The 13,991-nt window shown below is 35.6% G+C and carries 15 protein-coding genes; all 15 read right to left on the bottom strand.

All coding sequences use genetic code 11. The annotated features are described in order from the left end of the window. Window positions 1-138: 138 nt before the first annotated feature. The 15 genes from ACHRV5_RS19715 to ACHRV5_RS19645 all read right to left on the bottom strand — a co-directional run bounded on the left by ACHRV5_RS19715 (window position 139) and on the right by ACHRV5_RS19645 (window position 13,829). A complete protein-coding gene (locus ACHRV5_RS19715; RefSeq protein ID WP_047774903.1) occupies window positions 139-1,530 on the bottom strand; it encodes an NADH-quinone oxidoreductase subunit N in 1,392 nt (463 codons plus the stop codon). Window positions 1,531-1,594: 64 nt separating this feature from the next. Continuing rightward, a complete protein-coding gene (locus ACHRV5_RS19710; RefSeq protein WP_230004242.1) occupies window positions 1,595-3,037 on the bottom strand; it encodes a NuoM family protein in 1,443 nt (480 codons plus the stop codon). A gap of 10 nt (window positions 3,038-3,047) precedes the next feature. Beyond that, a complete protein-coding gene (gene nuoL, locus ACHRV5_RS19705) occupies window positions 3,048-4,931 on the bottom strand; it encodes an NADH-quinone oxidoreductase subunit L (RefSeq protein ID WP_395427890.1) in 1,884 nt (627 codons plus the stop codon). A 6-nt stretch (window positions 4,932-4,937) separates the two neighbouring features. Next, on the bottom strand, window positions 4,938-5,258 hold the full coding sequence (nuoK, locus tag ACHRV5_RS19700; protein ID WP_017494599.1) for an NADH-quinone oxidoreductase subunit NuoK: 321 nt from the start codon (window positions 5,256-5,258) through the stop codon (window positions 4,938-4,940). Next, window positions 5,258-5,797, bottom strand: a complete 540-nt coding sequence (locus ACHRV5_RS19695) for an NADH-quinone oxidoreductase subunit J (RefSeq protein WP_230004244.1) — start codon at window positions 5,795-5,797, stop codon at window positions 5,258-5,260. Before ACHRV5_RS19695 ends, nuoK begins: the two co-directional genes overlap by 1 nt. Then, window positions 5,797-6,342, bottom strand: a complete 546-nt coding sequence (locus ACHRV5_RS19690; protein WP_047774909.1) for an NADH-quinone oxidoreductase subunit I — start codon at window positions 6,340-6,342, stop codon at window positions 5,797-5,799. Before ACHRV5_RS19690 ends, ACHRV5_RS19695 begins: the two co-directional genes overlap by 1 nt. A 129-nt stretch (window positions 6,343-6,471) precedes the next feature. Next, the gene (locus tag ACHRV5_RS19685; RefSeq protein WP_395427889.1) at window positions 6,472-6,717 is read right to left on the bottom strand and encodes an ORF6N domain-containing protein; all 246 of its coding nucleotides are present in this window, start codon (window positions 6,715-6,717) and stop codon (window positions 6,472-6,474) included. Between the two features lie 50 nt (window positions 6,718-6,767). Then, window positions 6,768-7,820 (bottom strand): NADH-quinone oxidoreductase subunit NuoH, encoded by a 1,053-nt coding sequence (gene nuoH, locus ACHRV5_RS19680; RefSeq protein WP_230005139.1) that lies wholly within the window; start codon window positions 7,818-7,820, stop codon window positions 6,768-6,770. 4 nt (window positions 7,821-7,824) lie between these two features. Further along, the gene (locus tag ACHRV5_RS19675; RefSeq protein ID WP_047774913.1) at window positions 7,825-8,856 is read right to left on the bottom strand and encodes a 2Fe-2S iron-sulfur cluster-binding protein; all 1,032 of its coding nucleotides are present in this window, start codon (window positions 8,854-8,856) and stop codon (window positions 7,825-7,827) included. Window positions 8,857-8,939: 83 nt separating this feature from the next. After that, window positions 8,940-10,307, bottom strand: coding sequence for an NADH-quinone oxidoreductase subunit NuoF (nuoF, locus tag ACHRV5_RS19670; RefSeq protein WP_395427888.1), 1,368 nt, complete (start codon window positions 10,305-10,307; stop codon window positions 8,940-8,942). Window position 10,308: 1 nt separating this feature from the next. Further along, complete coding sequence (locus ACHRV5_RS19665; protein WP_047774917.1) at window positions 10,309-10,839, bottom strand: NAD(P)H-dependent oxidoreductase subunit E; 531 nt, start codon at window positions 10,837-10,839, stop codon at window positions 10,309-10,311. A 148-nt stretch (window positions 10,840-10,987) separates the two neighbouring features. After that, complete coding sequence (locus ACHRV5_RS19660; protein WP_047774919.1) at window positions 10,988-12,226, bottom strand: NADH-quinone oxidoreductase subunit D; 1,239 nt, start codon at window positions 12,224-12,226, stop codon at window positions 10,988-10,990. 25 nt (window positions 12,227-12,251) lie between these two features. Next, window positions 12,252-12,773, bottom strand: a complete 522-nt coding sequence (locus ACHRV5_RS19655) for an NADH-quinone oxidoreductase subunit C (RefSeq protein ID WP_047774921.1) — start codon at window positions 12,771-12,773, stop codon at window positions 12,252-12,254. A 1-nt stretch (window position 12,774) separates the two neighbouring features. Continuing rightward, the gene (locus tag ACHRV5_RS19650) at window positions 12,775-13,323 is read right to left on the bottom strand and encodes an NADH-quinone oxidoreductase subunit B (RefSeq protein WP_047774923.1); all 549 of its coding nucleotides are present in this window, start codon (window positions 13,321-13,323) and stop codon (window positions 12,775-12,777) included. A 140-nt stretch (window positions 13,324-13,463) separates the two neighbouring features. Further along, window positions 13,464-13,829, bottom strand: a complete 366-nt coding sequence (locus ACHRV5_RS19645) for an NADH-quinone oxidoreductase subunit A (RefSeq protein ID WP_047774924.1) — start codon at window positions 13,827-13,829, stop codon at window positions 13,464-13,466. Window positions 13,830-13,991: the final 162 nt, after the last annotated feature.

The following is a 13,991-nucleotide window of genomic DNA, read 5'->3' as shown; positions in this document are numbered from 1 at the left end:
ATATAGGGAGTTTTTTTGAGGAGAACTTGTTTCCGTTAAATTTTTAACATGAATTTTTCTGTGGCAGAAGTGGCCTTAAAACAAAAAATCCATCAAAAAATAATCTTGATGGATTGGTCTGTATTTGGACTGAAATTTTTATTTCAATAAATCTAAAACTAAGGATGGGAACAAACCTAAAACGATGTTTAAAGTGATCGAAACGATCGCAACCGCATAAATAAGGAATGGTTTCCCGGTACGCTCTTCATTTGGTTCTTTTGAGTACATGGCTAAAATTAGTTTGAAATAATAACCAACACTGATAATTGAATTTATAACTGCAACAATTACCAAAGCAATATGACCTGACTGAATAGTTTGATTGAATAAAAATAGCTTAGCGAAAAATCCTGAGAAAATCGGAATCCCGGCCATTGATAACAAAGAACCTGTAAGGATAGCAGCCAATAACGGATTTGTTTTTCCTAAACCGTGGAAGTTTGTAATGTCTTCGTTATCCTGATTTTTACAAACGTATAAAATAACACTGAAAGCGGCGATTCCTGCTAAAGCATAAGCTGCTGTGTAGTATAATAAAACGCCTGCAGAAGTAGCAATCGTTAATAAAGTCATCAACATAAATCCGGCATGTGAAATACCAGAGAAAGCCAACATACGTTTTACATTTACCTGACGCAATGCCATGATATTACCCACAGTCATAGAAGCCATTGATATAACGACTACAATAGTTTCAAAGGTTGGTAAAAGATCTTGATTGTCAAGTGATGGGATCAGGTTTAAAGCGCTGATTAATTTGTATAAAGTAGCAACAGCAATAACCTTTGCCAAAGTACTCATTAAAGCGGTTGTTAAAGCCGGAGAACCTTCGTAAACGTCAGGAGCCCAGAAATGAAAAGGTACAGCTGCTATTTTAAACAACATTCCGATTACCATCAAAACCATTCCGATTGGGAACCAGATTGGTAATTCGGCAGATAAAGAGCTGTCGTGTATTTCGGCAACGTCAAAACTTCCCATTGCTCCGTAAATCAAACAGATTCCGAATAAAATAATTCCTGATGCGAATGAACCCATTAAGAAGTATTTCATTCCCGCTTCGTTACTTTTTAAATTCAAACGTTCGCTTGCAGCAAGGATGTATAAAGCGATGGATAAGATTTCAATTCCAAGGAAGAACATAGCTAAGTTTCCAAAAGAAACCATTGCTACACCACCGGCCAATAAAAATATTTTTATAGCAATAAAATCAGAGATTTTTGTTGGATGATTTTCGTAAAAATTGTGACTTAAAGCGACAAGGAAAATGGTTAAAACAATAAACAATGATGAAAACGAAGTAGAGAATTTACTCACTGTAATCATATTATTGTAATAACTTTCTGTTGATCCGAATTCTGAAAAATTAAGTGCCAAAACAGCCAAAAGTCCAAGAATGGTAAATGGAACAATGGCTTTTCTGAAATTAAGAATTTCAAATAATAGGCAGAAAATACCCAACCCTGTAATTGCTATTAATGTATTCATTTTTGCTTTTTTGATTTAGGATATCGAATGCTGATACTACCCTAATTTATTTTTATTTAAAATATTAGTTCTTGTTGATAACGCTCAGTATGGTCTCTAAACTTGGTGTAATCAAATCAGTAATTGGTTTTGGATAAAATCCGAAGAACAATAATACAGCTATGATTACAACTAATGAAATTCCTTCATTAAGAGTAACATCTTTGAATGTTTTTGAATTGGTTTCTCCCAACATTACATTCTGAAACATTTTAAGCATATAATACGCTCCCAATATAATGGTTGTTCCACCTAAAACGGCAAACCAAACATTTACTTGAGAAAGACTGTACAAAACAGTAAACTCTCCAACGAAGTTAAAAGTACCCGGTAATGCAACCGAAGCCAACAGTAAGATTAAAAACATAGAGGTAAATTTCGGAGATTGTGTACGGATTCCGCCCATCTCTGCAATATTTCTTGTTTCGTATCTTCTGAAAATTATTTCAGCAGCGTAGAATAATCCAACCACAACAAAACCGTGAGCGATCATTTGCAAAACAGCTCCACGTAGACCATCAATAGTTAAGGTATACGATCCTGCAGCAATTAATCCAACGTGTGCTAAAGATGAATAAGCTAATAATTTCTTTAAATCTTTTTGTCTTAAAGCTACAATAGATCCGTAGATTACACCGGCAATTCCTAATACGATAAAGATGTTCATGTATTCTTTTGCAGCAAGTGGTGCAATTGGCAATTGCCAACGGATAACACTGTACAATCCCATTTTTAGCATGATACCGGATAAAAGCATAGTTCCAACTGTTGGTGCTTTTTGGTACACATTTGCCTGCCAAGTATGAAATGGAATAATTGGAATCTTGATAGCGTATGCTAAGAAGAAAGCCAGGAAGATCCAAAGTTGCTCTGTAGCAGATAAGTTTAATTTGTAGAAATCTTCGATAAGGAAACTTCCATTTGCTTTTTGCGATAAATAAATAAAGGCAACTAACATAAACAACGAACCGGCAAGGGTGTAAATAAAGAATTTTACCACTGCTTTTCTGCGCTCATCTGCGTCACCATTACCCCAAATAAGAGCAATAAAGTAAATTGGAATAAGAGATAATTCCCAAAAAATATAATATAAAAGACCATCTGCAGCAAGAAAAGTTCCTGTCATTGCAAAGGCCATAAATAAAATTAAGGCGTAAAAACCTTTTGCATTTTTATAGTCATTCCCAAAAGAAGAGAATATAATGATTGGAGTTAAAGACAAAGTCAGTAAAACCATTGCCAGAGCCAATCCATCCGCATTTAAGGCAAATGAAATTTTTGGTTCTGTGATCCAAGCGTTGATTAAGCTAATATTTTCGCCTGCACAAAAATGATTTAACAACACTAAAGAACATCCTAAAGCAGCTAAGCTAAAGAACAAGGCTACTTTTGAAGCTAGTTTGTCACCAACAAAATAAGTGGCAAATGCACCGATTAAAAGGATAATTAATAGAATAGAAACGTTCATAGTTATTAAATTATTGAGCTAAAAATATATACGAAACAATGGCGCAAAGACCCAAAACAAAAGCAAAAAGATATAATCCGATACTTCCACTTTGTAATTTTTTACCTTGAAAAGCTAATTCATTGGTGATTTTACCAAATCCGAAAACAACAGCTGTTAAACCGGTTTCGATATAATCTCTAAAGAATCGTGATAATGCATTTATAGTGCGAACAAATACAGCATCGTAAATTTCGTCTACATAATATTTGTTGTATAATACTTTAGTTAAACCTGTAATGTTTTCGTCTGCTTCAGGAACATTATCTTGTTTGAAATATTTGATGTAAGCAATTAAGATTCCAAGTAATCCTCCCAGAACTGCAACTCCCATCAATGTATATTCAGTTGTGCCTAAATGGTGCTCTTCACCCGCTACTTTTGTAAATAAAGGAGCCATGTATTCGTTCAACCAACTGTGACCCGGTAAACTGATTAATCCTCCAAAAGTCGCTAAAATGGCTAAAATGATTAGAGGGAAAGTAATTAAACCGTCACTTTCATGTAAATGATGTTTTTGTTCTTCAGTTCCTCTAAAGTCTTTAAAGAAAGTTAAGAACATTAATCTAAACATATAAAAAGCAGTCATAATTGAAGCAACTGATCCGATAATGTAAAGTATCTTACTGTGCTCGAAAGCCGTTAATAAGATTTCATCCTTAGAGAAGAAACCTGAGAAAAACGGAACTCCGGAAATGGCCAATGATGAAATCAACATCGTCCAGAATGTAATTGGCATTGCTTTACGCAAACCACCCATTTTACGCATATCCTGCTCTCCGTGTAATCCGTGAATTACAGAACCTGATCCTAAGAATAAACAAGCTTTAAAGAAAGCGTGTGTGATTACGTGAAAAACAGCTACTTCATAAGCACCGAATCCTAAGGCTAAAAACATTAAACCTAATTGAGAAACGGTAGAGTAAGCCAATACTTTTTTGATATCAGTTTGAACCAAACCAATTGTTGCAGCAACTAAGGAAGTGATTGCTCCAATAACTGCAATGATACTTTGAACGTCCGGTGCTAAATCAAAAACAAAATTTAATCTTGTTACCATAAAGATACCGGCTGTAACCATCGTTGCAGCGTGAATCAATGCAGAAACAGGAGTTGGTCCTGCCATCGCGTCCGGTAACCAAGTGTATAACGGGATTTGTGCAGATTTACCACAAGCACCTATAAATAAACACAAAGCAGCTAATGAAAGCAATGGAATATTTAAGTTAGCAGCTCCGGCAATTGCTGTTTTTAAAGTAGCGTAATCTAAAGTAGAGAACATAGAACCCAAAATGAACATTCCGATCAAAAGACCTAAATCTCCAATTCTATTCATGATGAAAGCCTTTTTTGCCGCATCATTGTAATCCTGGTTTTTATGCCAGAATCCAATTAATAAGTATGAACAAAGTCCAACACCTTCCCAACCAATAAATAAAACCAATAAGTTACTACCAATTACAAGCGTTATCATGAAGAATACGAACAAGTTTAAATACGAGAAAAACTTGTGTATGTTTTCGTCATCATGCATGTAGCTGATCGAATATAAATGAATCAATGACCCGATTCCGGTTACAAAAAGCAACCAAAGCAATGATAATTGATCTAATAAAAATCCAAGATTGATGTGTAGATTACTAATCTGAATCCAGTCAAATAAAGTGACCTGAATGGGTTGTTGATTTTGGGTGATCTGATTAAAAAAGAATAAGGTCACAGCAAACGAAACTACAACAGCAGCTGTTCCGATAATACCGGAAACGGTTTTGCCTAAGCTTTTTCCAAAGAAAACATTGATTAAAAATCCTAAGAAAGGAGCTAATACTAAAACTAAAGCTAAATTGGTATTCATTTCCATTTATCCTTTTAAATTTTTTAAATTATCGATACTAATCGAACCTAAATTTCTAAAGATCGAAACTAAAATAGCCAATCCTACTGCAACTTCAGCTGCAGCAACAGCCATCGAAAAGAAGACAAAAACTTGTCCTTGTGCATCTTGATGATAGGTTGAAAAAGCAACAAATAAAAGGTTAACTGCATTCAACATGATTTCGATAGACATGAAAACGATAATAGCATTTCGTCTGTACAATACACCAAAAATACCAATACAGAAAAGTACAACACTTAAAAAGATGTAGTTTTCAATACCTATTTGATTTAATATATTACCCATTATTTATTTAGTTTTTCTTTTTTAGACAATAACACAGTTCCAATCATCGCTACCAAAAGTAGAATCGATGCAAATTCAAACGGAACCATATATTCGTTCAATAATATTTTACCCAATACTTTGATAGATTGAAAATCTTCACCGGTTGAGTCGTAATCCCCCATAATTGGTTTCGAGTTGATAAAGATTGCGATCAAAACAATACAAATCAAACAAAAGGAAACAATAGCACCTAAACGTGTAATTCTTGGTCGGTGGACTTCTTTTTGTTCGTTCAGGTTCATCAACATGATGGTAAACAGGAACAGAATCATAATCGCTCCCGAGTAGACTATAATATGTACGATAGCCAAAAATTGAGAGTTAAGCAATAAATAGTGACCTGCAATCGAGAAGAAACAAATAACCAAATAAATGGCACTGTGAATCGGGTTTCTGCTAAAAATAGTTAAGAATGCAGTAATTACTGTGATAAACGCCAGGAAACAAAATATAACTTGTATGGTAGTTGCGTGGGCAAAATCAGGAATATGTATCATTAGTTGGCGTTTTTAAGTTGAGTGTTTTTCATCGCCATTTCTAAAGGCATTACTAATTTGTCTTTTCCAAAAATGAAATCCTCTCTTTCGTAACTTGCAGGAACCAAAACCTTAGAAGTCGTTAAGTAAATAGCATCTTTTGGACAAGCTTCTTCACACAAACCGCAAAAAATACAACGAAGCATATTGATTTCGTAAATCGAAGCATATTTTTCTTCTCTGTACAAGTGTTTTTCATCCGCTTTACGCTCAGCAGCTTTCATTGTGATCGCTTCTGCAGGGCAGGATAAAGCACATAGTCCACATGCAGTACAGTTTTCACGGCCTTGTTCGTCGCGTTTCAACATATGCTGACCACGATAAACCGGGCTCATTTCACGTACTTGCTCAGGATAGTGAATGGTCACTTTTTTTCTGAATAAGTGTTTAAGCGTAATGAATAATCCTTTTACAATCGCTACAAGATACAATCGTTCCCAAAAGGTCATCTCTTTGTTAGAGACCATCTTTTTTCTACCCGATAATGATATAGTTTCTATTGACATTTTTAATTTTTATTTAGAGCTAATCCTGTTATTCACTTTATCTTTTATTCGTTGTGATGAGTAAAAGTATGCTGCTTTTATCAGGCCAGATCATTTTGTATGTTAATGAAATTTATTTTTTATAACCAACTATCTATTTCCTCCCCAATTTGAGGTGCCAATTTGGCTCCTCAAAATCTCATTCTCAATTTCAGTCAATTCAAACATGAAATCTTCGGGAAAACGTTCCATATTTCTACGGACTTGTCTTTTGAGCTGTTTCGTTTCTACTCCGTAAAGTGTCGCTAACTCTGAATCAAGCATTACTTTCTGACCTCTTATGAGTAAAATTTTACTCATTATGAATTCTTCGGTAATCATTAATTCATCACTCATTTTTTTTATTTTTCTGATAAGCTACCACAAAAGTGGCGTCTTACTATTTATTAGAATCCTAAAAAGGTTGCAATTTCACTTCTTAAAATAACAGCACCTGTAATCATGATGTTGATAATGGAAAGCGGAATTAAAATCTTCCATCCTAAATTCATCAACTGATCGTATCTGAATCTTGGTATTGTCCAACGAACCCACATATAGAAAAAGATCCAGAAACAGATTTTAGCAAACAATACTGCGATTCCTAAAATGTTTGCGGTATTGATACCTACATTATCTACCATCCATTGCATTCCCGGATAGTTGTAACCTCCAAAGAATAAAACGGATATAATCGTAGCAGAGATAAACATATTCGCATATTCAGCAAATAAGTAGAATCCCATTTTCATAGACGAATATTCAGTGTGGTAACCACCAATCAACTCAGATTCACATTCTGCTAAGTCAAAAGGAGTTCTGTTGGTTTCAGCAAAAGCACAGATTAAGAAAATTAAGAAAGATAATGGCTGATAAAAAACATTCCAGTTCATTCCGGCTTGTTGCTCAGAAATTTCTTTTAAGCTTAAAGTTCCGGTCATCATTAACAAAGCAATCATGGATAATCCCATGGCAACTTCATAAGAAACCATTTGAGAGGCTGCACGAACAGCTCCCATCAAAGAGAATTTATTGTTAGAAGCCCATCCACCAATCATGATACCGTAAACTCCAACAGAAACAACTCCGAAGAAATACAATAAACCAATATTAATGTCAGTAGCTTGCAGTAGAACATCTCGTCCGAAAACATGTAAGCGATCTCCCCATGGAATTACAGCACTGGTCATTAAAGCAGTACTCATGGCAATTGCCGGACCTACAACGAATAAAAATTTGTTTGGAGTGTTAGGTTCAAATTCCTCTTTAGAGAACAATTTCATACCATCGGCAAGTGGTTGTAATAAACCTCCCCAACCTGCACGGTTAGGTCCTACACGGTCTTGCAAGAAAGCAGCAACTTTACGTTCTGCCCAGGTAGAATACATGGCCATAATCATTGTTATGGCAAAAACTACCACAATAACAACACTTTTTTCTATTATAAATGCACTATCCACCATTTTAAGAATTTTTATTGTTAGTGGTTAATGGAATTTCAGCCATACTAATTTTTTTACGGTCTTCATCTCTACCCAAAAGAATGTTCTTCTCCGTAGCGATTTCTACTTTCTCTAATTTTTGAGTATAGTTATTTTGATTGATAACAGAATCTTTTTCAAATTCTCTTGGCCCTTCAATAACCCAGTCGTTTACATCTTTGTGATCAAAACGACAGCTGTTGCAGATAAATTCTTCTACTTCATGGTACTCGTCTTTACGACCAGTAACACGTTGAATCTCTCCTCCAAACATCCAAACAGTTGTTTTACCACAACATCCCGGAGTAGTACATTCTCTGTGTGCATTGTAAGGTTTGTTGAACCAAACTCTTGATTTGAAACGGAAAGTTTTGTCTGTTAAAGCTCCAACCGGACAAACGTCGATCATGTTTCCGGAGAATTCATTGTCGATTGCTTTTGAGATTCCGGTAGAAATATTAGCGTGATCACCACGATCTAATACTCCGTGAACTCTGTTGTCTGTCAATTGATCTGCTACTTGCACACATCTTTGACATAAAATACAACGGTTCATATGCAGTTGAATATTTGGACCGATATCTTCTGGTTCAAATGTTCTTTTTTCTTCGATAAAACGGGATTTTGGATTTCCGTGTTCGAAACTTAAATTTTGTAAATCGCACTCACCAGCCTGATCACAAACCGGACAGTCTAATGGGTGATTGATCAATAAAAATTCTGTTACAGATTTACGGGCTTCCGTTACTCTGTCAGAAGATTTACTGTTTACTTCCATACCGTCCATACATCCTGTTACACAAGAAGCCATTAATTTTGGCATTGGTCTTGGGTCAGCCTCGCTTCCTTTGGCAACTTCAACTAAACAACAACGACATTTACCGCCGCTGCCTTTTAATTTTGAGTAATAGCACATGGCTGGCGGTACTAAATCTCCACCAATCATACGTGCAGCCTGCAGGATCGTTGTTCCTGGTTCTACGTCTATACTTTGACCGTCTATGGTTACTTTCATTTCTTTTTTGTTTTTTTTAGTTTCAGGTTTAAAGTTTCAGGTGTTGTGGTTGAAACTGAAATAACATGAAACTTGAAACTTTTTTAAACTGTTTGTTTTCCTACTAAATGTTTCACTTGCGAGAAAGGTTCAGCAACAAAATGCTCTCTGTGTTTTATTTTTTCGGGGAAACGAACGTGGTATTCAAATTCATCTCTAAAGTGACGAATCGCTGCTGCTACAGGCCAAGAAGCGGCGTCACCTAATGGACAAATAGTATTTCCTTCGATTTTACTTTGAATACTCCATAACAATTCGATATCCTCTTCACGGCCTTGACCGTTTTCGATTCTCCATAAGATTTTTTCCAACCATCCTGTTCCTTCACGACAAGGGGTACATTGTCCGCAAGATTCGTGGTGGTAGAAACGAGCAAAATTCCAAGTGTTTCTAACCACACAGGCTGTGTCATTATAAACGATAAATCCTCCTGAACCTAACATAGATCCGGTAGCAAAACCACCATCACTTAAAGATTCGTAAGTCATTAATCGGTCTTCACCATTTGCTGTTTTGAAAATTAATTCAGCTGGTAAAATAGGCACAGAAGAACCTCCGGGAACAAACGCTTTCAAAGGTCTGCTCGAAGACATTCCGCCTAAATACTCGTCAGAATTCATGAATTCGTCAACACTTAAACCCAATTCAATTTCGTAAACTCCAGGGTTTTTGATATGTCCTGAAGCAGAAATTAATTTAGTTCCGGTAGAACGACCAATTCCAATTTTTGCATAATCATCTCCAGAATTGTTGATGATCCATGGCACAGTTGCGATAGTTTCTACGTTGTTTACTACTGTTGGATTAGCCCAAAGTCCCGAAACTGCCGGGAACGGTGGTTTGATACGAGGATTTCCTCTTTTACCTTCCAGTGATTCAATCAATGCAGTTTCTTCTCCGCAGATGTAAGCACCGGCTCCACAGTGAATGTATAACTCTAAATCGTAACCTGTACCTAATATATTTTTTCCTAACCAACCGGCAGCTTTTGCTTCGGCGATTGCTCTTTCTAAGATTTTGTAAACCCACATATATTCTCCACGAATGTAGATATACGAAAGGTTAGCGCCTAAGGCAAAACTTGAAGTAATCATTCCTTCGATCAATAAGTGAGGAATGTATTCCATCAAAAAACGATCTTTGAAAGTTCCCGGCTCAGATTCGTCGGCGTTACAAACTAAATGTCTTGGTTTTCCTGATTTTTTATCAATAAAACTCCATTTCATTCCCGCAGGGAAACCAGCTCCACCACGACCACGTAATCCAGATTTTTTTACTTCTTCAACAACTTCGTCCGGAGTAAGTGTTTTTAATGCTTTTTCTACAGAAGCATAACCTCCGTTTTGGCGGTATACTTCGTAGGTTTTAATTCCCGGTACGTTGATTTTATCTAATAATATTTTCTGTGACATCTTATTTATCGTGTAATATTATTTTATCATCTCTACAATCAGCGATTAACTGATCGATTTTTTCTTCTGTCAATTTTTCTTTGTAGAAATCACCTAATTGCATCATCGGAGCGTATCCGCAAGCACCTAAACATTCTACACCGGCAATGGTAAACATACCGTCTGGAGTTGTTTCTCCCATTTTGATACCTAGTTTTTCAGACGTATAGTCCATCAAATTTTCGGCACCATTCAAACAACAACAAGAAGTCTGGCAGAATTCGAACATATATTTTCCAATTGGTTTTTGGTTGTACATGGTATAAAAAGTAACCACTTCGTAAACCTCAATTGGTTTTATGTGCAAAATTTCAGCAACTTTATCCTGCAACTCAGTACTCAACCAGTTGTCATGCGCATCCTGCACTTCATGCAAAACAGGCAATAAAGCTGATTTTCTTTTGTCTTCCGGATAATGACTGATCAATTCATTGATGCGATTCATCAATGCCTCAGTCATATTTATTTCTTGTTTGTAATGTTTACGTTCCATTTTTTATTTTAGATTTTAGATTTTAGATTTTAGATTTTTTCAAATCTTTGTCTATCTCTATATTCTGCAATCTTTTAAATTTTTGATTCTAGATTTCTGATTTTAGATTTTTCAATCTGCAATCTACCCTCTAAAATCTACTATATCTTTACGCGTCTAATTCTCCGGCAATTACATTTAAACTGGATAAGATTACGATCGCATCCGATAATAAAGCACCTTTAATCATTTCCGGATACGCTTGGTAATAAATAAAACAAGGTCTTCTGAAATGCAATCTGTATGGTGTTCTGCTTCCGTCTGTCACTAAGTAAAATCCTAGTTCTCCATTTCCACCTTCAACCGGGTGATAAATTTCTGCAACCGGTACAGGAACTTCTCCCATTACAATCTTAAAGTGATAAATTAAAGATTCCATAGAAGTGTAAACATCTTCTTTTGGAGGAAGGTAGTAATCCGGAACTTCAGCATGATATTCATTTCCGGCTGGCATTTTATCTAAAGCCTGACGGATAATGCTTAAACTTTCCCAAACTTCAGCATTACGAACGCAGAAACGATCGTAAGTGTCACCTGATTTTCCAACAGGAACAATGAAGTCAAAATCTTCATAAGAAGAATAAGGGTGTGCTACACGAACATCGTAATCAATACCGGCAGCACGTAAGTTTGGACCTGTAAATCCGTAAGCCATTGCTTGTTCAGCGCTGATGGCACCTACGTTTACAGTTCTGTCAATAAAAATTCTGTTTCTTTCGAATAAGTTTTCGAATTCTTTCCAGGCAACTGGGAATTCTTCTAAAAACACATCAAGTTTGCGGAAAGCTTCCGGTGACCAATCTCTTTCGAATCCACCAATTCTTCCCATATTAGTTGTTAAACGAGCCCCACAAATTTCTTCGTAGATTTCGTATACTTTTTCTCTAAATTGGAAAACATATAAGAAACCGGTATAAGCACCAGTGTCAACTCCTAAGATCGAGTTACAGATTAAGTGATCTGTAATACGAGCCAACTCCATAATGATAACTCTTAAATATTGCGCTCTTTTAGGAACTTCAATATTTAATAATTTTTCTAAAGTCATCCACCATCCCATATTGTTGATAGGAGAGGAGCAATAGTTCATACGGTCTGTAAGCGGTGTAATTTGATAAAAAGGACGATTTTCGGCAATTTTTTCGAATGCTCTGTGGATGTAACCAATTGTAGGTTCAGCCTCCAGAATTCTTTCACCATCCATCAATAAGATATTTTGAAAAATACCGTGTGTAGCTGGGTGAGTTGGACCTAAATTCAGTACCGAAAGCTCGCTTCCGTCTTCGTTTAGTTTCTCTTTAATTATTTTAGCATATCGATGCTCTGGTGGTAATAATAGTTCTGACATTTTATAATGTTGAATTATTTATTTTTTAGCAATTTGTTGTTGTTCTTCCAAAGAATCTGTCGTCTTTATCAGTTCTTCCGCTGTCTTCCATTGGGAATTCTTTTCGCATTGGAAAAGAGATCATTTCATCCATATTCAAAATACGTTTCAATTGAGGATGACCAATAAAGTTAACACCGTAGAAATCGTATGTTTCTCTTTCCATCCAGTTTGAACTTAAAAAGATGTTTGAAATCGTTTTGATCTCCGGTTTTTCACCGTTGATGAAAACTTTGATTCTGATACGTTTGTTTTCGTACCAGTTATGCAGATGATATACGATTGCAAATTGGCTTTCAACTTCGTTATCCGGATAATGAACACCACATAAGTCAGTTAAAAAATGAAAACGTAAATCTTGATCATTTTTAAGAAATAAAATCAACGCTGTAATTTTATCAGCTGAAGTTTCTAAAGTAAAAACATCTCTTTCTTCTCGGAAGTTAAAAACACTTGAATCAAATGTTTCTGTAAGTTTATCTTGGATCAGGGTATTGTCTAAAGCCATCTTATGAAATGTTATATGAAGCTAATAATTCTTGGTATTCAGGAGAACTTCTGCGTCTTACAGATTCTGATTTTACCAAATCTTGAAGTCTCATAACTCCATCTACAATTTGTTCCGGTCTTGGAGGACAACCCGGTACGTAAACGTCAACCGGAATTATTTTGTCAATCCCTTGTAAAACAGAATAAGTATCAAAGATTCCTCCGGATGAAGCGCAAGCTCCAACAGCAATTACCCAACGAGGTTCCGCCATTTGTTCGTAAACCTGTCTTAAAATAGGACCCATTTTTTTAGAAATAGTTCCCATTACTAATAACATATCTGCTTGACGAGGAGAGAAACTCACACGCTCAGAGCCAAATCGTGCTAAATCGTAATGTGAAGCCATTGTAGCCATAAATTCGATACCACAGCAAGAAGTCGCGAAAGGAAGTGGCCATAAAGAATTGGCTCTTGCCAAACCTACAACATCATTTAGTTTTGTAGCGAAGAAACCTTCTCCTACAACTCCTTCTGGCGGTGCAACCATATTTACTTTTGAATCGCTCATTTTATTTTAGATTTTAGATTTCTGATTTTAGATTCTTTCGAATCGTGAAAATCGAAATCAATATTTTAAAAAGTCAATATTTTATTTTGGGATTTTTTTTTTCAAATCTAAAATCTAAGATCTGAAATCAAAAATTCCTCTTATTCCCACTCTAATGCTTTCTTTTTGATGATGTAGAAAAAACCAACTAAAAGCAAAGACATGAAAATGATCATTTTTAACATTCCTTCTATTCCAAGTTCTTTGAAGTTTACTGCCCAAGGATAAAGGAAAATTACCTCTACGTCGAACAAAACAAATAAGATGGCAACTAAGAAATATTTTACAGAGAATGGAATACGGGCATTACCAACAGATTCAACTCCACACTCGAAATTTTTATCTTTTATGTCAGAGGTTCTTTTTGGGCCTAATTTTCCGGAAACGATGATAGTTCCTACTACAAAACCAACAGCAAGGATTAGCTGCATTAAAATAGGAAGATAGCTGTATTGATCAGATTGCATAAACTTAGGGATTTTTACTTAAAAAATAAGCCACAAAGATAGTTCCGAACTCTGTAAATCACAAGCTAAAAAAGGATTTAAGTAGGGGTGCAGCGAGTGATTTCGTCTAATTTTTATTCATTATAAATAACTTTCCGAAATTTTAATATTTTTTTAAGATTT

This window comes from Flavobacterium sp. FlaQc-52, from assembly GCF_044007495.1.
Lineage (GTDB): Bacteria > Bacteroidota > Bacteroidia > Flavobacteriales > Flavobacteriaceae > Flavobacterium > Flavobacterium cupriresistens.
The sequence above is the reverse complement of the archived record's forward strand: the minus strand, read 5'-3'. Positions and strand labels throughout refer to the sequence as shown.